Below are 1014 nucleotides of genomic sequence, written 5' to 3' on the forward strand. Positions count from 1 at the left end.
CTAGTAGTACTTTGTTAGGTTGGGGGTGGCCGTTGGCAGGCGGGACAGCGGTCGAGCATGCCGATGATGATTTCCTGGAGGGCTTTTAGGACGCCGTAAAGACTGTGTCCACCGCTTGAACTTTTGGGGTGGTGAGCCGCTTTCTGGTGATGAAGAGTTGGGCCGCGGTGACGAGGGTGAGGTGGCGGTGGAAGCCGTTGAAGGACCTTCCTTCGAAGTGGTCCAGTCCGAGCCCGGTCTTGAGTTCCCGGTAGTCGTGCTCGATCCGCCAGCGCATCTTGGCGAGCCTGACGAGGGTTTTCAGGGGCGTGTCGGCGGGCAGGTCGCTGATCCAGTAATCGGTCGGTGCCGGCTCGTGCACGGGCCATTCGGCCAGCATCCACGCCTCGGGCAGGGAATGGTCCTCATTGGGCGCGATGTCGCGGTTGGCGGGGCGGATGCGGATGGCCAGGAAGCGTGATTTCATCGCTGCGGTTCTGTTGCCAGGCCCGGTTTTGGTGCCGTGGCGCCAGGTCACCTGGTGCAGTTCTTTGCGCCCTACCGCCAGGGCCAGGGCCTTCAGGGACGGTGCCGCTTCCGGATACCGGGGAAGCCCGCGGGGCCCTCGTCCGGAGTACTCCGGCGGCTCTGGAACCGCGGTGGCCAGGTGCGCGGTGGTGGTGAAGGTTACCGCCACTACGTAGTTGATGCCACGTTCGGACAGGCCCAGCCGGAAGGCGGTGGTGTCCCCGTAACCGGCATCGGCGACAACGGCCGGAGGCCGGTGTCCCCAGGAGGCGAGTTCATCGATCATTTCCAAGGATTGGGACCATTTGGTGCGGTGTCGGACAGTCTCCGGTATCCCGGCCCGGGCCCGGCGCGCAGCGGTTACGGCAGCGTCCTCGTTCGTGTCCGCACAGGTGTCATCCCAGGACTCGGGGAGGTACAGGCGCCAGTTCAACGGACAGGATGCCGCATCGGTGGCAGCGTGCAGGGACACAGCGATCTGGCAGTTGCCGATCTTCCCCAACGTCC

Annotated in this window: 1 protein-coding gene; it reads right to left on the minus strand. The window is 64.8% G+C overall.

The window, feature by feature from the left end; all coding sequences use genetic code 11:
* Nucleotides 1-85 precede the first annotated feature (85 nt).
* The coding region (locus JMA46_RS16725; protein WP_207346477.1) for an IS701 family transposase at nt 86-1014 on the minus strand (929 nt) is incomplete at its 5' end.

This window comes from Arthrobacter sp. E3, from assembly GCF_017353415.1.
Classification (GTDB): Bacteria; Actinomycetota; Actinomycetes; order Actinomycetales; family Micrococcaceae; genus Specibacter.